Genomic DNA, 19,715 nt, shown 5'->3' on the forward strand with positions numbered 1-19,715 from the left:
GCGGCGGCCTTCAGGAGGCCGGGGCGGCAGACGTCCGCACCCCCGGGCCGGCGGCCGGGACGACCAGGCGGTAGCCGACCCCGCGCACCGTCTCGATCAGCGCGGGCATGCGCAGTTTGGCGCGGAGTGAGGCGATATGCACCTCCAGGGTCCGGCCGGTGCCCTCCCAGCTCGTGCGCCACACCTCGCTGATGATCTGCTCCCGGCGGAAGACCACACCGGGGCGCTGGGCGAGCAGCGCGAGCAGGTCGAACTCCTTGCGGGTGAGCGGGACCGCGGCGCCGTCCACCGCCACCTGGCGGGTGGAGAGTTCGACGGTGACCGCACCCAGGCGCAGCGCCTCGTCGGCGGTGCTCTCCTCGGCGGGCTGCTCACCGCCGCCGGGGGCGTTGCGCCGGCTCACCGCGTGGATACGGGCCAGCAGCTCACCGGTGTCGTACGGCTTGACGACATAGTCGTCCGCGCCGAGGTTGAGCCCGTGGATCCGCGAGCGCACATCGGAGCGCGCGGTGACCATGATGACGGGGGTGGCACAGAACTTGCGGATCCGGCCGCACACCTCGAAGCCGTCCTGGTCGGGCAGCCCGAGGTCGAGCAGCACCACCGCGAACGGTTCCCCCTCGTCGGGCAGCAGGGCCTTGAGCGCGTCCTCGCCGTTGCGCGCGTGCACGACGGCCAGGCCGTGCTTGGCGAGCACCGCGGACAGGGCCGCGGCGACATGATCGTCATCCTCGACGAGCAGCAGTCTCATCTGGCCTCCTCCCGGGTGCATGCGTACAGGCCACAGGGCATCTACGGCGATAGGGGGCCCATGCGTCAAGAGGTGGCCACCTCCGCGCCGCCATCCGTTACCCAGCCGGTACGCCGCGCACACCACCATGGCGCCGTGTCCACCGCGGACGCCGCGCTGCGCGGCCGGGATCCCGTCGCGGCCGGATCGTTATGCTCAAGTTCCCCTCAGATGTAATGACGCTGGTCGCGGGGCGTTACTAGGGTCCTCCCAACCGAGGAGGACGGAGCTACACGCCGATGAGCGAAGTATCGGTGACCAAGAACGCCGACGGTCCCGCGCCGGCAGCGGACCAGCTGGTCGTGCTGGACAACGTGAACAAGCACTTCGGCGCGCTGCACGTGCTCCAGGACATCGACCTGACGATCAACCGCGGCGAGGTCGTCGTCGTGATCGGGCCCTCGGGCTCGGGCAAGTCGACGCTCTGCCGCACGATCAACCGCCTGGAGACCATCGACAGCGGCAGCATCACGATCGACGGGAAGCCCCTGCCGCAGGAGGGCCGCGAACTGGCCCGGCTGCGCGCCGACGTGGGCATGGTCTTCCAGTCGTTCAACCTTTTCGCGCACAAGACCGTGCTCGAGAACGTGATGCTGGGCCAGACCAAGGTCCGCAAAACGGACAAGGCGGAAGCCGCGAAGAAGGCCCGCGCCCTGCTCGACCGGGTCGGTGTCGGCACCCAGGCGGACAAGTACCCCGCACAGCTCTCCGGCGGTCAGCAGCAGCGGGTGGCGATCGCCCGTGCGCTGGCGATGGACCCGAAGGTGATGCTGTTCGACGAGCCGACCTCCGCGCTCGACCCGGAAATGATCAACGAGGTGCTGGACGTCATGCAGCAGCTCGCCCGGGACGGCATGACGATGGTCGTCGTCACCCATGAGATGGGGTTCGCGCGCTCCGCGGCGAACCGGGTCGTCTTCATGGCGGACGGCCGGATCGTCGAAGAGGCCGAGCCGAACCAGTTCTTCAACAACCCGCGCAGCGACCGCGCCAAGGACTTCCTGTCGAAGATCCTCCATCACTGAGCCCGCAGTCGGGCCACCATCATTGCCAACACCTGTGGAACCAAAGGATGTTCACCATGAGGATTCGTAAGACGGCTGCGGCCGGTGCGGTGGTGCTCGCGCTGGCGGCGACGGCGACCGCCTGTGGCGGCGACAAGGGTGCGGCGGGCGACAAGCCGGCCGGCGGCGATGTCTTCAGCGGCAAGTACAAGGTCGCCTCGGCGCCCAAGATCGACTCGTCGGTGCTGAAGAAGGCGCAGAAGGCCAAGAAGATCGTCGTCGGCGTCAAGGCCGACCAGCCGTTCCTGGGCTTCAAGGACACCACCGGCAAGTACTCCGGCTTCGACATCGAGATCGCCAAGATGGTCGCCGCCGACCTCGGCTTCTCGGAGCAGCAGATCGAGTTCAAGACGATCGACTCCAACGTCCGTGAGACCACCATCTCCAACGGGCAGGTCGACTACTACGTCGGTACCTACACGATCAACGACGAGCGCAAGAAGCAGGTCGGCTTCGCGGGCCCGTACTACACGGCCGGCGCGGACCTCCTGGTGCGCAAGGACGACAAGGCCATCACCGGACCGGACACCCTCAAGGGCAAGAAGGTCTGCTCGATCGTCGGCTCCACTCCGCTCCAGGAGATCAAGAAGAAGAAGTACGGCGCCGTCACCAGCGAGCAGTCCAAGTACTCGGACTGCGTGAAGAACCTGCTGGACGGCCAGGTCGACGCGGTCACCACCGACGACGCGATCCTCAAGGGCTACGCCGCCCAGCGTCCGGAGAAGCTCCGGGTCGTCGGCAAGTCGTTCACCAAGGAGCCCTACGGCGTCGGCATGAACAAGGACGACAAGGCCCTGCGCGACGCGATCACCGACGCGCTGGAGAACCACATCAAGAACAACGACTACAAGAAGGCGTACGACGGCACGCTCGGCAAGTCCGGGTCGAAGTACGTCGCCCCGGAGACGCCGCTGCCCCGCGGCTGAGGCGCTCGCGAACCCACCGATCTGCGCCGCCCCGTACGCCCGCCGCGGCGGGTGTGCGGGGCGCGCGGTGTCTTCGCCCGCCGCTGACCCACTTCCCGCCGTCGACCCGATGACCGCTACCGCGGAGACCCCATGAACGTACTCCTCGATTATCTGCCCGAGTTCCGGGACGGATTCCTCGGAACCCTGGCGATCACCGCGTCCAGCGCCCTGCTCGCGCTGGTACTCGGCGTGCTCATAGCCGGTTTCCGGGTCTCCCCGATTCCGCCGCTGCGCGCCTTCGGGACGGCCTGGGTCACGGTGCTGCGCAACACGCCGCTGACGCTGCTCTTCCTCGTCGCCTTCTTCGTCGTGCCGCAGGTCCTCTTCCAGGGGGCGAGCCCCTACGTGCTCGCCACACTGGCGCTCGGCTTCTACACCTCCTCCTTCGTGTGCGAGGCGGTGCGGTCCGGCATCAACACCGTGCCGCTGGGACAGGCGGAGGCCGCGCGCAGCCTCGGTATGACGTTCGCCCAGACGCTGGGCCAGATCGTGCTCCCGCAGGCCACGCGCACCGTCCTGCCCCCGCTGAGCAGCATCTTCATCGCGCTGACGAAGAACTCCGCGATCGCCGGAGCGTTCGGCTACGGCGAACTGTTCAACGTCTCCAAGCTGCTCAACGACAAGGGCTACGCGATCGCCTGGATCTTCCTGTGGACCGCGCTCGCCTACCTCATCATCACCTTCGCCATCAGCGCCGTCTTCCGGCTGCTGGAGCGCCGTATGGGGGTGGCCCGATGAGCGGCCGCACGGGGCGGATCAGCACGACGTGGGTGCCACGCGCAGGCGCGGCGGAACAAAGCGAGGTAAGGGCATGAGCGGCGCCAGCGTTCTCTACGACGTACCAGGACCGAAGGCGAGGACACGCAACCTCGTCTACTCCGTGGCCGGCTCGCTCGCGGTGCTGGCCCTGATCGTCTTCACCGTGCTGCGGCTGAACACCCAGGGCCAGCTGGAGCCCGAGGTGTGGAACATCTTCAACAACGCCGGTGTGCGGACCAACATCCGCGACGGCCTGGTGACCACGCTTCAGGTCTTCGCGGTCGCCGCGGTGCTGTCACTGGCGCTGGGCGTGCTGCTCGCGGTGGCGCGGCTCTCGGACCACCGGCCGGTCCGCTGGCTGGCGACCGGCTTCATCGAGCTCTTCCGCGCCGTACCGCTGCTGATCACCATCTATGCCCTGTGGGTGATCCTGCTCAGCAACCGGGGAAGCCTCGGTCTGACCGGCGACCAGCCGCAGTTCTGGGCCCTGGTCATCGGGCTGACGGTCTACAACGGCTCGGTCCAGGCCGAGGTGCTGCGGGCCGGCATCAACTCCGTGCCCACGGGGCAGCGCGAGGCCGCGTACGCCCTGGGCATGAGCAAGACGCAGGTCATGACGACGGTGCTGATCCCGCAGGCCGTGCGGGCGATGCTGCCGACGATCATCAGCCAGCTCGTGGTGACGCTGAAGGACACCTCCCTCGGCTACATCATCACCTTCGAGGAACTGCTCTTCACCGCCCGCCAGATGAGCACCAACATCATCGTCAACGGCAACGACACCTATGTGCCGTTCATCATCGTGACCGGCAGCATCTACGTCGCGATGTGCCTGGCGCTGTCCGCTCTCGCCAACTGGATCGAGCGGCGCGGCCGGCGGGCCAAGACGGGCATCGGTGTCGCCACGGCCGGTGAGCCGGTCACGGCCACCGACGCGATGGAGGTCTCCGACGCGGTGCCCGACGGCCCGGCCGCCACGAAGGACTGACGCACCGCAGGCCGCCCGCGGCCGATATCGGTCCGTCCGGAGGCGGTGGCACCCTCGCCACCGCCTCCGTCACTTGACGCGAGCGGTCGCAGTGGGTTGCATACGCTGTGTGATCACGCACCGGGCTCCAACTGCCAGTTCCCGCATGTCCCGTACGTACCAGCGGCCCCGGGGGGCTGCGCCGTGGACCCGGTGATCGTCGTCGGGGCCGGCCCGGTCGGCCTCTCCCTCTCGCTCGCCCTCGCCCGCCTCGGCGTCCCGGCCGTCGTCCTCGACGAGACCACCGGCCAGGAGGACGCCCGGCCCGCCCGCACCGTCGTGCTCCGTCCGGACACCGCCGCCTTCGTCGCCCGGCTCGGCTGCGCCGGCACCCTGGAGAGCGCCGGCGCCCACTGGACCGCCTGGCGCACGATGCGCCGCCGGCGCCTGCGGGAACGCGTCACCTTCGCTCCACGGACCCCGGACGGCGCGGCCGCCCCCGCCACCGCTTCCCCGCTCCACCTCCCGCAGCACGCGCTCACCCGCGCCCTGCGCGCCGCACTCGCCCAGGAGAAGCTCGCCGAGATCGTCACCGGCAGCCGGCTCGCCGACCTCGAACAGGACGAGCACGGCATCAGCGCCCACACCCGCGGCCCCAACGGCACATGGTGGCGTGGGAGTTACCTCATCGGCTGCGACGGGCCCCGGTCGACCGTCCGCAAGCTGCTGGACATCCGCTTCCCGGGCCGTACGGCCGTCGAACGGCATGCGGTGGCCGCGCTGCGCTGCGAGCTCCCCTGGCCCGGCGAGGCCCTGCTGCACCGCTCGCCGCCCCGGCAGGGCGGCGGGCCGGGCAACGAGGTCTCCGCCCGCCCGCTGGCCGGCCATGTCTGGCGGCTGGACTGGCTGCTGCCGCCGGGCCGCGAACTGGTCACCCCGGACGCCCTGGTCGCCCGGATCCGGGACTCGCTGGCCGGCTGGACCAGCGAGTCACCGGCCGGCCCCGCCGACGAGACCGGCGCCGAGGGCGACGGCGCGCACCCCCGGGGGCGCGGCCACGGCCGGCTGGTCCCGCCGTACGAACTCCTCGACACCGGCGTGCACACCGTCCACCACCGACTGGCCCGGGACTGGCGGCAGGGCCGGGCCTTCCTCGCCGGGGACGCCGCCCATCTGCTGGGCGCGCTCGGCACCCAGGGCCTGGACGAGGGGCTGCGGGACGCCGAGAACCTCGCCTGGAAGCTGGGCCTGGCCTGGCACCACGGCGCGTCCGACGTGCTGCTCGACAGCTACCAGGCCGAGCGCCGGGGCGCGGTCGCGGCCCGGCTGCGCGCCGCGGACCAGGCGCTGCCGCTGCTCCGGGACGGCCGCGCGGCCCGCTGGCGCACCGTCCTTCCGGGCGCGGCGCGCGGCCGCAGCACCCTGCTGACCGACGGCCACCTGGGCCGCGGCCCGCTCGGCGCACCGCCGGTCTATGCCCGCACCCCGCTGGGACCGCCCGCCGAGCACACCGGCGGCCTCCTCGTCGACACACCGCCCGGCGCGCCGGTCACGGATGTGGCGGTGACCGCGTCGGACGGCTCGGTGGTGCGGCTGCGCGACCGGCTCGGGCGCGGGCTGCTGGTGGTGCTGGTGGCTCCCGGCACCGGCGTCTGGGACCGTCGGCACTGGCAGTCGGCCGGTCTGATGCCCCGACTGGCCGAAGCGGTCGAGGCGTTGCCGATGGAGGCCGAGATCCTGGTCACCGAGTCCTATCCGGGGGCCTCCGCGCACACCGTGCTGCTCGTGCGGCCGGACGGTCATCTGGTCACCGCGCTGTCCGGCGTCCGCCCGGCCGAGATGGCCGCGTGCGCGAACGCCGTACGGGGCGGGGCACACGGGCCGGTGACCGGTTCCGGCCGGGGTGCCGCGGCACTTGGCGGCGACACGGCCGGAGAGCGGGACTCTTCCGCGGTTGACCCTGTGGGAAGCTCCGTGCTTCACTCCGAGAATGACTGATCACAGCTCGCGATTCTGGCGGAGGGTCCATCTCGACCTGGTCCGCTACGCGGGCTGCATGTGTCGTCCGTCCTGTTGATCCGCATCTTCTTCCCCGCGCGGCCGCCCGCCTCCGACCGGCAGCCGCGCCTCTTCGCGATCACTCAGGACGGTTTCCGTGCCCGACGTACACACCCCTGCGCGCCCGCCTGCCCTCGGCAAGGACGGCGGGCCCAGCGCCTCCGAACTCCTCGACTTCGCCCGCCGGGCCGCCACCGACCCGGCGCTGGTCGCTTCGCTCCCGCTCGACCCCGAAGGCCGTACCTGGCTCCGGCTGGACGGGCCGGGCGGCAGCGAAGCCTGGCTGATCGGCTGGCCGCCCGGCACCGGCACCGGCTGGCACGACCACGGCGGCTCGCGCGGCGCCTTCGCGGCGGCCGCGGGTGAGCTGACGGAACAGTCGCTCACCGCCGCACTGCCCACCGAGGGCTGGAAGACCCTGGAACTCGCCGACGACGTGGACCGGGAGCGCCGGCTCAGCGACGGGGACGGGCGGGCGTTCGGCCCGCACCATGTGCATCAGGTGCTCAACCTCTCCGCGGACACCCATGCGGTGTCGGTGCACGCCTATTACCCGCCGCTGCCGCTGATGCGGCGCTACAGCCGCACCGGGCCGGTGTTGCGGCTCGAAGCGGTCGAGCAGCCGGAGGAGTGGGCATGAGCGCGGTCGACGCACTGCTGGAACAGGCCCGGCGCCAACTGGGGCACCGGGTGGCCCCCCAGGAGGCCGCCGCCCTCCAGGAGGCGGGCGGCCTGCTGGTGGACATCCGCTACGCGGAGCTGCGGGAGCGCGACGGCACCATCCCCGGTGCCCTGATCATCGAGCGCAACGAGCTGGAATGGCGGCTCGACCCGACGGGAGAGCACCGCGCCCCGGAAGCAACGCACCACGGTCTGCCGGTCGTCGTCATCTGCAACGAGGGCTACGCATCGAGCCTCGCCGCCCTCTCCCTCCGCCAGCTGGGCCTGCACCGGGCCACCGATTTGGCGGGGGGATTCCAGGCTTGGCGGAGGGCGGGGTTGGCGGTGGGGTTGGGAGTGGGGGGCTGAGGACGCCCCGCATCTGCGTCCGGTCCACGGCCTCGGCGCGTCCGTCGCCCCCGCCGGTCCACCGCGACGAAGTCACCGTGGCCTTGCGTCAGTTGCCCTCGGTCGGTTGCCCTTGGGCCCGGTGCCCCCGGCAGGGCAGCCCCGGCCCCGCCGAGGCCCGGTGCGTGGCCGCCCGGTCACCGGCCCGCCGGATTCGCTGACGGCTACGGTGCCGGCCGTCGCCCCTCACGCTCACGCATCCGGCAGACCGTGCTGCTCCAGAAAATCCGGGTCCTCGCCTTCCTCTTCCAGCGCCCGTTTGACGACGCGGAGGGCGAGGCCCTCCGGGTATCCCTTGCGGGCCAGCATTCCGGCCAGGCGGCGAAGGCGCTTTTCGCGGTCCAGGCCCCTGGTGGCCCGCAGTTTGCGGTCGACCAGCTCGCGGGCGGTGGACTCCTCCTGCTCGGAGTCGAGGCGGCCGACGGCCACATCGATGAGGGCGGAGTCCACTCCCTTGGTGCGGAGTTCGCGGGCCAGGGCACGCCGGGCCAGGCCGCGCCCATGGTGGCGGGACTCCACCCAGGCGTCGGCGAAGGCCGCGTCGTCGATCAGCCCGACGTCCTCGAAGCGGGACAGCACCTCGTCCGCGGCCTCCTCGGGGATGCCCCGCCGGCGCAGGGCGTCCTCCAACTGCTTGCGCGTACGCGGGTTCCCGGTGAGCAGGCGCAGGCAGATGGCCCGCGCCTGCTCCTCGGGTGTACGCGGTGGCCCCGACTCGGCCCTCGACGAGGAGGGGCCACCGCTGTCCTCACGGCCATGACGGCCCCTGCGGCCGCTACGGGTCTCGGCGTCGCCGGCAGCGCTGTCGGTCTCCTCGCTGCCCGGCCATTCCGTTCGCCGCGTCATGGCGGGCTAGCTCTTGGCCGCGGTGGCCTTGGAGCCCTTGGCGGCCTTGGCCGCCGGTGCCGGAGCCACGGCCGGTTCGGCCGCCGCCACCGCGGCGTCCGTGCCGGGCTCCGCCGCGGGGTCCTTCGGCTGCACGCCGATGCCGAGCTTCTCCTTGATCTTCTTCTCGATCTCGTTGGCGAGATCCGGGTTGTCCTTGAGGAAGTTGCGGGCGTTCTCCTTGCCCTGGCCGAGCTGGTCGCCCTCGTAGGTGTACCAAGCGCCGGACTTGCGGATGAAGCCGTGCTCCACGCCCATGTCGATCAGGCCGCCCTCGCGGCTGATGCCCTGGCCGTAGAGGATGTCGAACTCGGCCTGCTTGAAGGGCGGGGAGACCTTGTTCTTGACGACCTTGACGCGGGTGCGGTTGCCGACCGCGTCCGTGCCGTCCTTGAGGGTTTCGATGCGGCGGATGTCGAGACGCACCGAGGCGTAGAACTTCAGCGCACGGCCACCGGTCGTGGTCTCCGGCGAGCCGAACATCACGCCGATCTTCTCGCGGAGCTGGTTGATGAAGATCGCGGTGGTCTTGGACTGGTTGAGCGCGCTGGTGATCTTGCGCAGTGCCTGGCTCATCAGCCGGGCCTGGAGGCCGACGTGGGAGTCGCCCATCTCGCCCTCGATCTCGGCCCGCGGCACCAGGGCGGCGACGGAGTCGATCACGATGAGGTCGAGCGCGCCGGAGCGGACCAGCATGTCCGTGATCTCCAGTGCCTGCTCGCCGTTGTCCGGCTGGGACAGGATCAGGGAGTCGGTGTCCACGCCGAGCTTCTTGGCGTACTCCGGGTCGAGCGCGTGCTCGGCGTCGATGAACGCGACGGAGCCGCCGGCCTTCTGGGCGTTCGCGACGGCGTGCAGGGTCAGGGTCGTCTTACCGGAGGACTCCGGGCCGTAGACCTCGATCACGCGGCCGCGGGGGAGGCCGCCGACGCCGAGCGCGACGTCGAGGGCGGTGGATCCGGTGGGGATGACCTCGATGGGCTCCTTCGACCGCTCCCCCATGCGCATCACGGCGCCCTTGCCGAATTGCCGTTCAATCTGTGCGAGCGCGGCGTCCAGCGCCTTCTCGCGGTCAGTGCCTGCCATGGGTTCCACCCGATTTGCTTGAGTCGATCGCTTCACGTCCATGACGCTAACGCCTGCCACTGACAATGCGCCCGGACCCGGCTCCGGCCTGTGGATAACTCCGCGAAAAGCCCGAGGACAGCGGCCGGAAATCCCATGAGAATGGATGTTCGATTTTGGTGTCAAGCGGCCTCACCCGTACGTCGTCGGCGGGGAACGCCCCGAGCGGCGGGCAGGGAACCGCCCCGAGCGACGCCGCTCGCGCCCTTCGATGGTGCGCCGCTCCGTCAGCCGGCGTCCTGGCCCTCGGCCCGGGTGCCGTCCGCCTTCCGGTCCTCCAGCGGAGCCGGCGGCTGCGCGTCGTGCAGGTTCCGCCGCATCCGGGCCAGGGCCCGGACCCCGCGCTCGCGTCTGCCGTGGACCCGCGGGTCGTCGGTGACCTCGTACCGCTTCACGTACGCGCCGAGGAAGGCTTGCAGGGTCGCCGTCGCCGGGATCGAGATCAGTGCGCCCACCGCGCCCATCAGGGCCGTGCCGGCGACGACCGAGCCGAAGGCGACGGCGGGATGGATGTCCACCGTCTTGGCGGTGATCCGCGGCTGGAGGAGGTAGTTCTCGAACTGCTGGTAGATCACGACGAAGCCGAAGACCCACAGGGCGTACCAGGGATCGACGGTGAACGCGATCAGGACCGGCAGGGCGCCCGCGAGATAGGTCCCTATGGTCGGGATGAACTGGGAGACCAGGCCCACCCACATGCCCAGTGCCGGGGCATACGGGACCCCCAGGATCTCCAGCAGCACGTAGTGCGCGATGCCGGAGATCAGTGCCATCAGGCCCCGCGAGTAGAGATAACCGCCGGTCTTGGCGACCGCGATCTCCCAGGCACGCAGCACCTCCGCCTGGCGGTGCGGCGGCAGCACGGAGCACAGCGCGCGGCGCAGCCGGGGCCCGTCGGCGGCGAAGTAGAACGAGAACAGCGCCACCGTCAGCAGGTTGAACAGACTGCCCAGCACCGTCGCGGAAACGGCCAGCACGTTGTTGGCGCTGTCGGTGACGTACTTCTGGAGCCAGTCCGACTTGAGCAGGTTGTTCTGCACCTGGACCCGCGAGAGGTGGGTGTGCAGGGTGTTGTTGATCCAGCTGATCACGGAGTCCAGGTACTGCGGGAACTCCTCGACCATGTTGGCTATCTGGCCGGCGAGCATGGAGCCCAGCAGCGCGAAGAATCCGGCCGCGGCCACGAGGATGCCCACGAAGACCAGACCGGTGGCCAGCCCGCGCCGCATGCCCCGGGCCGCCATCCAGTCGACGGCCGGTTCGACGGCCAGCGCGAGGAAGAACGCGATCAGCACGTTCAGCAACAGCGTGATCAGTTGATGGAATCCCCAGGTGGCGAGCTGGAAGCAGGCCACCAGGGCGAGCGCGAGCACCATGGCACGCGGCAGCCAGCGCGGCATCCGCGCATCGGAGCGGTCCTCGGGGCGTGGGACGTCGTTGCTGGGGATCTCATCTGACTCGGGCACGGAGCCAAGTGTCGCGTACGGTCATGACATTCCCGGTCCTGGGCCGTGCCCCGGCTCTCCCCGCTCGGCCCTCGGGCCCTCTTCCGTCCAGGTCAGAGCCCTGCGAAGGCCCCGTTCAGCGTCTTTCCGGCGGCACCTCCATGACCGAGCAGACCACCCGCCACACCTCCTTGGCGCTCCACCCCGCGTCCAGCGCCTCGTGCACCGTCCGGCCGCCGAGGCCGGACATCACATGATCGCGCGCGAAGGAGTCGGCATACGCCGCACCGAAGTGATCCGCCATCCGCTGCCAGAAGACCGTCAACCGCATGCCTTCAGTATCCCGCCCTGGGAGGGCAGCGGTCGCGAGCCGGTGCCACCGGGAGAAAACCGCCCTACGGTCAGCCCATGGCCGAAAACGTAAGCTCACTTTCGACTCCTCTGGCGCGAGCCGAGCGATTCGTCTGGCTGACCGCCCGGGTGCTCGAGCAGCGGCTCTTCGAGTACCACTTCCTCGGCGGCGGGGCCGATCCCGTGGAGACCGCACTCGCCGCGTACCGCAACGACGACGACGGCTTCGGCCACGCCCTGGAGCCCGATCTTCGCGGCCCGGTCAGCCAGCCGCTGCACACCGCGCACGCCCTGAAGGTCCTCGATCTGATCGGGCGGTGCGACGGCCGCCAGGTGGAGCGGATCTGCCGCTATCTGACGAAGATCTCCACCCCGGAGGGCGCGCTGCCCGCGCTGCACCCTTCGCTGCGCGGCTATCCGTCCGCGCCCTGGATCCCGGTGGTCGACGATCCGCCGAGCGCCCTCCTGGCCACCGGTCCCGTCGTGGGTGTCCTGCACCGCAACGAGGTGTGGCACGCCTGGTTGTTCCGGGCCACCGACTACTGCTGGGCGACCGTGGAGTCGATGGAGGAGACCCACCCGTACGAGGTCGAGGCGGCGGTGGCCTTCCTGGACGGCGCCCCGGACCGGCCGCGGGCCGCCGCGGCGGCGCAGCGGCTCGGCCGGCTCGTACGGGAGCGGCGTCTGGTGCTGCTGGACCCGGACCAGGCCGCGGACGTCCCGGTGGCACCGGGGTACGCCCCCGGGGAACACCACCTCGCCTACGACTTCGCGCCCGCGCCCGGCTCTCTGGCCCGGGACTGGTTCACCGACGAGGAGATGGAGCGGGCGCTGAATCACCTCGTCGCGCTCCAGGAGGAGGACGGCGGCTGGCCGGTGAACTGGCGGGTGTGGGCACCCGGGACGGCGCTGGAGAGCCGTCCGATGGTGACGCTCAAGGCGCTGCTGACCCTCCGGGCCTACGGGCGTCCCCTCTAGGGCGTCCCGCGCCGCTCACCCTCCCAGGGCGCGCACCCCCGCGGTGACGGCCACGGCGACGCCGACGACCAGGAGGAACGGCGCCCGCAGGACGAGTGCTACGGCCGCGGCGGCCACCCCCGCGGCCTTGGCGTCGAGCATCAGGTGCCGACCGTCGCTGAAGGTCTGCTGGGCGGTGAGCGCGGCCAGCAGGGCCACCGGCAGCAGCGCGGCCAGTCGTTTGACCAGCGGGCGCTCCAGCAGGCCGGCGGGAGCGGCCAGCCCGAGGTACTTGACCAGGTAGCAGCCGACGGCGGTGACGGCGATCGCGATCCAGACGTTCATGCCCGGTCCTCCTCGGTGGCGGGACGGCTCTCGGGGGTTCCGTCCGGGCGCGCGGGCGGCCCGTCGTCGCCGGCCCGGACGGCGCCCGGCTCCTGCGGCGTCCCCTGCCCGCGGCGCCCCTGGACGACGAGGACGGCGGGTGCGGCGAGCGCCGAGACCAGCACCGGTACACCGGTGGGCAGCAGCGGCAGCGTCACCATGACCAGCACCACGGCGAGACCGGCCGCGACCCGCTCGACGGTCTCCCTGAGCATCGGCGCGAGCAGCGCCAGGAAGACCGCGGGGCCGGCCGCGTCCAGGCCCCAGGCCGCGGTGTCGCCGAGCGCCTCGGCGCCCAGGGCGCCGGCAAGGGTGGTGAGGTTCCACAGGACGTAGAGGCTCAGCCCGGTGACGGTGAAGCCCAGCCGGGCGGTGCGCCGGTCGGGCTGGGCCAGGGTGACCGCCGAGGTTTCGTCGATGATCCAGTGGGCGGCGAACGGCTTGACCGTGGCCCGGTACCCGAGGACCGCGGACAGCCGCAGCCCGTAGAAGGCGTTGCGGGCCCCCAGGAAGAACGCGCCGGCCGCGGCGGTGAGCGGGTTGCCGCCCGCCGCCAGCGCGCCGACCAGGGCGAACTGTGAGGCCCCGGTGAACACCAGCAGGCTGAGCGCGCAGGTCTGCAAGAGGCTGAGCCCGACGCCGGCCGAGGTCACGCCGAAGGCGAATCCGGAGAGGCCGACGGCGATGCCGACGCCCAGCGCGTCCCTGATGACGGCGGCGTCGGAGGTCGCGGGCGGTGCCGGCGGCGGTGGCGGTGGCGCGGCCCGCTCCGTGGTGCGTATCTCTGTCTGTTCTGGCACGTCCCGGACCTTAGGTGCCAGGACTGTCGCCGGTCTTGTACGTTCTTGCGCCCGGCGCACGCACCGCCCGCACCGCGCTCGCGCGGCACGCCCGCTCGCTCCACCCGCCCCTAGGCCGACCGCTCCCTCCGGTACGCGCCGGGCGGTACGCCGACGATCCGGGTGAAGTGCCGGTTCAGATGCGGCTGGTCGGTGAAGCCGACGGTGACGGCCGTATCGGCGGGTGTGCGGCCCGCTTCCAGGAGCCTGCGGGCCCGGCGCACCCGGGCGTCGGTGAGCCAGGTGTGCGGCGGCATGCCGTACGCGCTCTTGAAGGCCCGCAGCAGTGCGAACGGGCTGGTACCGAGCTCTTGCGCCAGCCGCTCCAGGGAGGGCGGGTCGGCCATCCGCTCTTCCAGGACGGCCCGGGCGCGGGCGGCGGTCCGGGCGCCCGCGGTGCGGGGCGTACGCGCCGGGAGCGGGCCTCCGTAGCGGCGCAGCAGCCGGGCGACGACGGTCCGCAGCAGGCTGTCGGCGGCCAGGGCGTTGCCGGTCTCGGCGGCCCGGTGGATCTCGGTGATCATGTGGCCGAGCCGTGGCTCCTCGGCGGTCGTGCGGTCGAAGCCCGGGGTGCCGCGCAGCGCCGTGGTCTCCCCGGCGATCTCGGCGACGAGCTCGTAGGACGGGTAGAGCGTGGCGTAGGTCCAGCCCTCGGGTGCACCCGCCCGCGCGGTGTGCGCGACCTCCGGGTTGAGCATGATGATGCCGCCGTGGCCGGCCCGGACGGTGCCCTGCCGGAGCCCGACCTCCTCGATGCCGGAGGTCACCGCGCAGACCACGTAGCCGTCGTGCGCGTGGCGGGGGAAGGAGTGCCGGACGTAGCGGGCGCGCAGCAGGTCGAGGCCGGGCAGCCCGTCGTAGCGCCAGTGGCGCGCCCACTCGCCGTGCGCCCGCGGCACGGCCGCCGCGCCGGGCCCGCCGTCGGCCGCGCTCTCCCCGCTGACCATGACCATGCCGTCATTCTGCGCCCGCCGGACGGCCGCCGGCCCGCCCGTCCGAAGCGTGGACGGCCGGGAAAAGGCCCGGTCGGCGGCGGTGGGCGCGGCGCGCGGGTCCGCGTTGTCAGTGGTCCGGTGCACGATGGGGGACATGGCCGAGGCAGCGTTCGAGACGTTCTCCCCCGCGACCCGCGGTTGGTTCGCCGGGGCCTTCAGCGCGCCCACGGCCGCGCAGGAGGGTGCCTGGCGGGCGATCGGCGCGGGCTCCGACGTCCTCGTGGTGGCGCCGACGGGCTCGGGCAAGACGCTCGCCGCCTTCCTCGCGTCGCTGGACGCGCTGGCGAGCACCCCGCCGCCCGCCGAGCCGAAGAAGCGCTGCCGGGTGTTGTACGTCTCCCCGCTGAAGGCGCTGGCCGTCGATGTCGAGCGCAATCTGCGCAGTCCGCTGACGGGCATCCGCCAGGAGTCGGTCCGTCTCGGGCTGCCGGAGCCGGACATCACGGTCGGCATCCGCTCCGGGGACACCCCGCCCGCCGAGCGCCGGTCGATCGCCAACCGCCCGCCGGACATCCTCATCACGACCCCCGAGTCGCTGTTCCTGATGCTGACGTCCTCGGCCCGGGAGGCGCTGGCGGGCGTCGAGACGGTGATCCTGGACGAGGTCCATGCCGTGGCCGGCACGAAGCGCGGGGCGCATCTGGCGCTGTCCCTGGAGCGGCTGGACGAGCTTCTGGCCCGCCCGGCGCGACGGATCGGACTGTCGGCGACGGTCCGCCCGGTGGAGGAGGTGGCCCGCTATCTGTCGCCGCGGCGCCGGGTGGAGATCGTCCAGCCGCCGTCCGGGAAGCGCTTCGACCTCTCGGTGGTCGTCCCGGTGGAGGACATGGGCGAGCTGGGCGGCTCGCCCGTCCAGGAGGGCGACACCGGTGAGAAGCCGTCCATCTGGCCGCAGGTCGAGGAGAAGATCGCCGATCTCGTCCAGGCCCACCGCTCCACGATCGTCTTCGCCAACTCCCGCCGTCTGGCGGAGCGGCTGTGCAACCGCCTCAACGAGATCGCCTACGAGCGGACCACGGGCGAGGCCCTCCCGGAACACCACTCCCCCGCGGAGCTGATGGCCGAGGCCGGGGCCGCCAAGGGCGCACCGGCGGTGCTGGCCCGTGCCCACCACGGTTCCGTGTCCAAGGAGCAACGCGCCCAGGTGGAGGAGGACTTGAAGGCGGGCCGGCTGCCGGCCGTGGTCGCCACCTCCAGTCTGGAGCTGGGCATCGACATGGGCGCGGTCGATCTGGTCGTCCAGGTGGAGTCGCCGCCTTCGGTCGCTTCCGGGCTCCAGCGCGTCGGACGGGCCGGGCATCAGGTCGGCGCGGTCTCGACGGGCATCGTCTTCCCCAAGTACCGCGGCGATCTGGTGCAGGCCGCCGTGGTCACCGAGCGGATGCGTTCCGGCGCCATCGAGGCGCTGCGGGTGCCGGCCAATCCGCTGGACGTGCTCGCCCAGCAGCTCGTCGCCATGGCCGCGATGGACACCTGGGACGTCGAGGAGCTGCTGGCCCTGGTCCGGCGGGCCGCCCCGTTCGCCGCGCTTCCCGAGTCGGCGTTCACGGCCGTGCTGGACATGCTCGCCGGCCGCTATCCCTCCGATGCCTTCGCCGAGCTGCGGCCGCGCCTGGTGTGGGACCGCGTCGCACACACCGTCACGGGCCGCCCCGGGGCCCAGCGGCTGGCCGTCACCTCCGGTGGCACGATCCCCGACCGCGGCCTGTTCGGGGTGTTCCTGGCGGGCGGCGACTCCGGCAAGGGCGGTGGCGGGCGACCATCGGACACCGCGGCGCGAAGCGCCTCCACTCGGGGCGGTGGCGGGCGACGGGTGGGCGAGCTCGACGAGGAGATGGTCTACGAGTCCCGCGTCGGCGATGTCTTCACGCTCGGCACGACGTCCTGGCGCATCGAGGACATCACCCGCGACCGGGTGCTGGTCACTCCCGCCCCCGGGGTGCCGGGGCGGCTGCCCTTCTGGAAGGGCGACCAGCTGGGCCGCCCCCTGGAACTGGGCCGCGCGCTCGGCGCGTTCCTCCGCGAGATCGGCTCGCTCGCGCCGGAGGACGCCGGGGCCCGGCTGTCCGCCGCCGGTCTGGACGACTGGGCGGTCTCCAATGTGCTGAGCTATCTCGCCGAGCAGAAGCAAGCCTGCGGCCATGTCCCCGACGACCGCACGATCGTCGTGGAGCGCTTCCGGGACGAGCTGGGCGACTGGCGGGTGGTCATCCACTCCCCGTTCGGCGCGCAGGTGCACGCCCCCTGGGCGCTGGCCCTCGGCGCCCGCCTCGCCGAGCGGCACGGCATGGACGCCCAGGTGATGCATGCCGACGACGGCATCGTGCTGCGGCTGCCCGACGCCGATCTGATGGGCCTCGATCTCCTCGACGGCGACGGCGGTTTCGACCCGTCCGCCGGCCCGTCCGGCCACGGCGCGGAGTACGACCCCGAGCAGTCCCCCGTGGGCGCCGCCGATGTCGCCTTCGACCAGGGCGAGGTCGACCAGCTCGTCACGGACCAGGTCGGCGGCTCCGCGCTGTTCGCCTCCCGGTTCCGGGAGTGTGCCGCCCGTGCCCTGCTGCTGCCGCGGCGCAGCCCCGGCAAGCGCACCCCGCTGTGGCAGCAGCGCCAGCGGGCCGCCCAGCTCCTCCAGGTGGCGAGCGAGTTCGGCTCCTTCCCGATCGTGCTGGAAGCCGTCCGCGAATGCCTCCAGGACGTCTTCGACGTCCCGGGCCTGGCGGAGCTGATGGCGGACATCGAGGCCCGCCGGGTCCGCCTGGTGGAGGTCACCACCCCCGAGCCGTCCCCGTTCGCCCGGTCGCTGCTGTTCGGCTATGTCGCCCAGTTCCTGTACGAGGGCGATTCCCCGCTCGCCGAGCGCCGCGCCGCCGCCCTTTCCCTGGACTCCCGGCTGCTCGCCGAGCTGCTCGGCCAGGCCGAGCTGCGCGAGCTGCTGGACGCCGAGGTGCTGGCCGAGCTGGAGCGCGAGCTCCAGTGGCGTACGGACGACCGGCGGGTCAAGGACGTCGAGGGCGTCGCCGACGTCCTGCGGCTGCTGGGGCCGCTGACCGATGCCGAGCTGGCCGAGCGCGGCGCGGACCCGGCCTGGCCCCGGGAGCTGGCCGCCGCCCGCCGCGCCCTCTCGGTACGGATCGCCGGGGCCGATCACTGGGCCGCCGTCGAGGACGCCGGCCGGCTCCGGGACGCGCTGGGCACGGCGCTGCCGGTCGGTGTCCCGGAGTCGTTCACCGAACCGGTCAAGGACCCGCTCGGCGATCTGCTGTCCCGCTACGCCCGCACCCACGGCCCGTTCACCTCCGAGCAGGCCGCCGCCCGCTTCGGCCTCGGTACGGCCGTCACCGACGGGGCGCTCCAGCGTCTGGCCGCCGCCGGCCGGGTGGTCCAGGGCGAGTTCCACCCCGCGGGCATCGGCCAGGAGTGGTGTGACGCCCAGGTGCTGCGCAGGCTGCGCCGCCGCTCCCTCGCCGCGCTGCGCGAGGAGCTGGAGCCGGTGCCGCCCGCCGCGCTCGCCGCCTTCCTCCCCCAGTGGCAGCACGTCGGCGCACCGCGCCCGGCGCCGGCCGGCGGTGTGTCCGCGCCCCTCGGCGGCGCCTCGCACAGCCTGCGCGGCATCGACGGTCTGGTGCGCGCCATCGAGCAGCTCCAGGGCGCCCCGGTGCCGGCCTCCGCCCTGGAAAAGCTGGTGCTGCCGTCCCGCGTCGGCGGCTACACCCCCGCCCTGCTGGACGAACTCACCGCCACCGGTGAGGTGTTGTGGGCCGGCGCCGGTGCGCTCCCCGGCAAGGACGGCTGGCTCTCGCTCCATCTCGCCGACTCCGCCCCGCTGCTGCTCCCGCCGCCGCTCCCGCTGGAACTGACCGCGCTGCACGAGTCGTTGCTGACCGCCCTCGCCCCCGGTTACGGGCTGTTCTTCCGCCAGCTCGCCGACCAGGTCCGCGCCACCACCCATCCGGAAGCCACCGATCCGCAGCTGGCCGACGCGCTGTGGGACCTGGCCTGGTCGGGCCGGCTGACCAACGACACCCTCGCCCCGCTGCGCGCCCTCCTCGGCTCGGGCCGTACGGCCGGCTCGACCGCCCATCGTGCCCGCCGCGCCGTCCCCCGGGGGCGGTACGGCTCGCTGACCGCGGCCGCGGGCCGCGGCGGCCGGCCCACCGCCTCCCGCTCCGGCCCACCGACAGTGGGTGGCCGCTGGTCGCTCCTGCCCACCACGGAGCCGGACCCCACCCACCGCGCCCATGCCCTGGCCCGTGCGCTCCTGGACCGGCACGGCGTCGTCACCCGGGGCGCGGTCGCCGCCGAGGGGGTCGAGGGCGGGTTCTCCGCCGCGTACCGGGTACTGGCCGCCTTCGAGGAGTCCGGTCAGGCCCGTCGCGGCTATGTGGTGGAGGGGCTGGGCGCGGCCCAGTTCGCGATGGACGGGGCGGTGGACCGGCTGCGCGCGGTCAGCACCCAGCGGGAGCGCACCGCCGATGACACGCTGCCGGAGAGCGGTCCGGCGCAGTCCCGGCGCGGCGGCCCGCAGCGCGCCGTGGTCCTGGCCGCCGCCGACCCCGCCAACGCCTACGGCGCCGCCCTGTCCTGGCCCGAGCCGCCCGAGGGCTCGACCCACAAACCCGGCCGCAAAGCGGGCTCCCTGGTGGTCCTCGTCGACGGCGAGCTGACGCTCTACATGGAGCGCGGCGGCAAGACCCTGCTCATCTGGCCGCTCGGCCACGCACCGGACCGGGCCGCCACGGACCCCCGCCTCCAGCTCGCCGTCGAGGCCCTCACGGATGCCGCCCGCGCCGGCGCCCTGGGCACGATCACCACCGAACGCATCAACGGCATCGCGGCCCTCACCTCCCCCTTCGCCGTCACCCTGGAGACCGCCGGTTTCCACCCCACCCCACGGGGCCTGCGCCTGCGCGGATGACCACAGCGGCGCCCCGCCCAGGGCCGCCCCGCGAGCCGAGGGCTCCCGGCTCCCGGCTCCCGGCTCCCGGCTCCCGGCTCCCGGCTCCCGGCTCCCGGCTCCCGGCTCCCGGCTCCCGGCTCCCGGCTCCCGGCTCCCGGCT

At 72.6% G+C, this 19,715-nt stretch carries 18 protein-coding genes; 10 read left to right on the top strand and 8 right to left on the bottom strand.

From position 1 onward, the window contains the following. Nucleotides 1-10: 10 nt before the first annotated feature. A complete protein-coding gene (locus tag ACFWJW_RS14180) occupies nucleotides 11-751 on the bottom strand; it encodes a response regulator transcription factor (protein WP_387239638.1) in 741 nt (246 codons plus the stop codon). Nucleotides 752-1,029: 278 nt separating this feature from the next. Between ACFWJW_RS14180 and ACFWJW_RS14185 the strand changes: the two genes are divergently transcribed. The 8 genes from ACFWJW_RS14185 to ACFWJW_RS14220 all read left to right on the top strand — a co-directional run bounded on the left by ACFWJW_RS14185 (nucleotide 1,030) and on the right by ACFWJW_RS14220 (nucleotide 7,635). Next, nucleotides 1,030-1,815 carry an amino acid ABC transporter ATP-binding protein gene (locus tag ACFWJW_RS14185; protein WP_042159881.1) on the top strand — a complete coding sequence of 262 codons (786 nt, stop codon included), beginning with the start codon at nucleotides 1,030-1,032 and terminating at the stop codon, nucleotides 1,813-1,815. A 56-nt stretch (nucleotides 1,816-1,871) separates the two neighbouring features. Next, the gene (locus tag ACFWJW_RS14190; RefSeq protein ID WP_387239641.1) at nucleotides 1,872-2,780 is read left to right on the top strand and encodes a glutamate ABC transporter substrate-binding protein; all 909 of its coding nucleotides are present in this window, start codon (nucleotides 1,872-1,874) and stop codon (nucleotides 2,778-2,780) included. A 132-nt stretch (nucleotides 2,781-2,912) separates the two neighbouring features. Next, nucleotides 2,913-3,560, top strand: coding sequence for an amino acid ABC transporter permease (locus tag ACFWJW_RS14195; protein WP_386685056.1), 648 nt, complete (start codon nucleotides 2,913-2,915; stop codon nucleotides 3,558-3,560). Nucleotides 3,561-3,633: 73 nt separating this feature from the next. After that, on the top strand, nucleotides 3,634-4,569 hold the full coding sequence (locus tag ACFWJW_RS14200) for an amino acid ABC transporter permease (protein WP_387239644.1): 936 nt from the start codon (nucleotides 3,634-3,636) through the stop codon (nucleotides 4,567-4,569). A gap of 183 nt (nucleotides 4,570-4,752) precedes the next feature. Further along, nucleotides 4,753-6,546, top strand: coding sequence for an FAD-dependent monooxygenase (locus ACFWJW_RS14205; RefSeq protein ID WP_387239647.1), 1,794 nt, complete (start codon nucleotides 4,753-4,755; stop codon nucleotides 6,544-6,546). Further along, a complete protein-coding gene (locus ACFWJW_RS14210) occupies nucleotides 6,539-6,625 on the top strand; it encodes a putative leader peptide (RefSeq protein ID WP_311044721.1) in 87 nt (28 codons plus the stop codon). Before ACFWJW_RS14205 ends, ACFWJW_RS14210 begins: the two co-directional genes overlap by 8 nt. Before the next feature lie 78 nt (nucleotides 6,626-6,703). Beyond that, the gene (locus ACFWJW_RS14215) at nucleotides 6,704-7,246 is read left to right on the top strand and encodes a cysteine dioxygenase (RefSeq protein ID WP_387239650.1); all 543 of its coding nucleotides are present in this window, start codon (nucleotides 6,704-6,706) and stop codon (nucleotides 7,244-7,246) included. Further along, on the top strand, nucleotides 7,243-7,635 hold the full coding sequence (locus ACFWJW_RS14220) for a rhodanese-like domain-containing protein (RefSeq protein WP_387239653.1): 393 nt from the start codon (nucleotides 7,243-7,245) through the stop codon (nucleotides 7,633-7,635). Before ACFWJW_RS14215 ends, ACFWJW_RS14220 begins: the two co-directional genes overlap by 4 nt. Nucleotides 7,636-7,866: 231 nt before the next feature. On the opposite strand, the gene recX is transcribed toward ACFWJW_RS14220, so the two are convergent. From recX to ACFWJW_RS14240, 4 genes are all read right to left on the bottom strand, one after another. Then, on the bottom strand, nucleotides 7,867-8,520 hold the full coding sequence (gene recX / locus ACFWJW_RS14225) for a recombination regulator RecX (RefSeq protein WP_387239656.1): 654 nt from the start codon (nucleotides 8,518-8,520) through the stop codon (nucleotides 7,867-7,869). 6 nt (nucleotides 8,521-8,526) lie between these two features. Next, a complete protein-coding gene (gene recA / locus ACFWJW_RS14230) occupies nucleotides 8,527-9,645 on the bottom strand; it encodes a recombinase RecA (RefSeq protein ID WP_387239659.1) in 1,119 nt (372 codons plus the stop codon). Between the two features lie 266 nt (nucleotides 9,646-9,911). After that, entirely contained in the window at nucleotides 9,912-11,150 is a 1,239-nt protein-coding gene (locus tag ACFWJW_RS14235; RefSeq protein ID WP_387239662.1) for an AI-2E family transporter, read from the bottom strand. A gap of 115 nt (nucleotides 11,151-11,265) precedes the next feature. After that, entirely contained in the window at nucleotides 11,266-11,460 is a 195-nt protein-coding gene (locus tag ACFWJW_RS14240) for a DUF3046 domain-containing protein (protein WP_387239665.1), read from the bottom strand. A 77-nt stretch (nucleotides 11,461-11,537) separates the two neighbouring features. Between ACFWJW_RS14240 and ACFWJW_RS14245 the strand changes: the two genes are divergently transcribed. Then, on the top strand, nucleotides 11,538-12,458 hold the full coding sequence (locus tag ACFWJW_RS14245; protein WP_387239668.1) for a hypothetical protein: 921 nt from the start codon (nucleotides 11,538-11,540) through the stop codon (nucleotides 12,456-12,458). A gap of 15 nt (nucleotides 12,459-12,473) precedes the next feature. Here the strand turns inward: ACFWJW_RS14245 and ACFWJW_RS14250 are convergent, their stop codons facing one another. From ACFWJW_RS14250 to ACFWJW_RS14260, 3 genes are all read right to left on the bottom strand, one after another. Beyond that, the gene (locus ACFWJW_RS14250) at nucleotides 12,474-12,782 is read right to left on the bottom strand and encodes an AzlD domain-containing protein (protein WP_085925237.1); all 309 of its coding nucleotides are present in this window, start codon (nucleotides 12,780-12,782) and stop codon (nucleotides 12,474-12,476) included. Beyond that, entirely contained in the window at nucleotides 12,779-13,621 is an 843-nt protein-coding gene (locus tag ACFWJW_RS14255; RefSeq protein ID WP_387239671.1) for an AzlC family ABC transporter permease, read from the bottom strand. The genes ACFWJW_RS14250 and ACFWJW_RS14255 overlap by 4 nt, the downstream gene beginning before the upstream one ends. Before the next feature lie 110 nt (nucleotides 13,622-13,731). Beyond that, nucleotides 13,732-14,613 carry an AraC family transcriptional regulator gene (locus ACFWJW_RS14260; protein ID WP_387239674.1) on the bottom strand — a complete coding sequence of 294 codons (882 nt, stop codon included), beginning with the start codon at nucleotides 14,611-14,613 and terminating at the stop codon, nucleotides 13,732-13,734. Between the two features lie 136 nt (nucleotides 14,614-14,749). Here ACFWJW_RS14260 and ACFWJW_RS14265 point away from each other — a divergent pair, with 136 nt between their 5' ends. After that, nucleotides 14,750-19,573 (top strand): DEAD/DEAH box helicase, encoded by a 4,824-nt coding sequence (locus ACFWJW_RS14265; protein ID WP_387239677.1) that lies wholly within the window; start codon nucleotides 14,750-14,752, stop codon nucleotides 19,571-19,573. Nucleotides 19,574-19,715: the final 142 nt, after the last annotated feature.

The organism is Streptomyces sp. NPDC127097 (assembly GCF_042724075.1).
Classification (GTDB): Bacteria; Actinomycetota; Actinomycetes; order Streptomycetales; family Streptomycetaceae; genus Streptomyces.

Excerpts from the sequence above, each read along its gene's own strand:
- ACFWJW_RS14180 (WP_387239638.1), bottom strand. The coding sequence starts at position 751 with ATGAGACTGCTGCTCGTCGAGGATGACGATCATGTCGCCGCGGCCCTG.
- ACFWJW_RS14185 (WP_042159881.1), top strand. The coding sequence starts at position 1,030 with ATGAGCGAAGTATCGGTGACCAAGAACGCCGACGGTCCCGCGCCGGCA.
- ACFWJW_RS14190 (WP_387239641.1), top strand. The coding sequence starts at position 1,872 with ATGAGGATTCGTAAGACGGCTGCGGCCGGTGCGGTGGTGCTCGCGCTG.
- ACFWJW_RS14195 (WP_386685056.1), top strand. The coding sequence starts at position 2,913 with ATGAACGTACTCCTCGATTATCTGCCCGAGTTCCGGGACGGATTCCTC.
- ACFWJW_RS14200 (WP_387239644.1), top strand. The coding sequence starts at position 3,634 with ATGAGCGGCGCCAGCGTTCTCTACGACGTACCAGGACCGAAGGCGAGG.
- ACFWJW_RS14210 (WP_311044721.1), top strand. The coding sequence starts at position 6,539 with ATGACTGATCACAGCTCGCGATTCTGGCGGAGGGTCCATCTCGACCTG.
- ACFWJW_RS14220 (WP_387239653.1), top strand. The coding sequence starts at position 7,243 with ATGAGCGCGGTCGACGCACTGCTGGAACAGGCCCGGCGCCAACTGGGG.
- recX (WP_387239656.1), bottom strand. The coding sequence starts at position 8,520 with ATGACGCGGCGAACGGAATGGCCGGGCAGCGAGGAGACCGACAGCGCT.
- recA (WP_387239659.1), bottom strand. The coding sequence starts at position 9,645 with ATGGCAGGCACTGACCGCGAGAAGGCGCTGGACGCCGCGCTCGCACAG.
- ACFWJW_RS14240 (WP_387239665.1), bottom strand. The coding sequence starts at position 11,460 with ATGCGGTTGACGGTCTTCTGGCAGCGGATGGCGGATCACTTCGGTGCG.
- ACFWJW_RS14245 (WP_387239668.1), top strand. The coding sequence starts at position 11,538 with ATGGCCGAAAACGTAAGCTCACTTTCGACTCCTCTGGCGCGAGCCGAG.
- ACFWJW_RS14250 (WP_085925237.1), bottom strand. The coding sequence starts at position 12,782 with ATGAACGTCTGGATCGCGATCGCCGTCACCGCCGTCGGCTGCTACCTG.
- ACFWJW_RS14260 (WP_387239674.1), bottom strand. The coding sequence starts at position 14,613 with ATGGTCATGGTCAGCGGGGAGAGCGCGGCCGACGGCGGGCCCGGCGCG.
- ACFWJW_RS14265 (WP_387239677.1), top strand. The coding sequence starts at position 14,750 with ATGGCCGAGGCAGCGTTCGAGACGTTCTCCCCCGCGACCCGCGGTTGG.